The organism is Rhizobium sp. SVR5-9E, from assembly GCF_056755095.1.
In genome coordinates this window covers 1-231 of the sequence record NZ_JBNDHS010000822.1, presented here as the reverse complement: position 1 = coordinate 231, position 231 = coordinate 1, and the positions used below count along the sequence as shown (strand labels likewise).

Annotated in this window: 1 pseudogene; it reads left to right on the top strand. The window is 53.7% G+C overall.

Annotated features, from left to right (window positions below):
* Window positions 1-58: 58 nt before the first annotated feature.
* Window positions 59-231 (top strand): annotated as a pseudogene (locus tag ACPYOJ_RS37135) (Tautomerase enzyme); the annotation flags it as partial.

The window sequence follows — 231 nt, the reverse complement described above, 5'->3', positions numbered from 1 at the left end:
GATAAAGAGTGATCGGTATATATCAATTGCCGTCGCAGGTCCAACAAGGAGATGTCCCATGCCTATTACGCTTACACTCCCCGAACGGTTGCTTTCGCCTGAAGCGCAAGCGCAGGCTTTTGCCCGCTTGACCGAAGCGGTTCTCGATGTTGCCGGCTTGACCGGAAATGCCTTCATGACGGCCAATGTCATCGGCACGATTAACGTGCTTCCGGCCGAACATGTATTGGC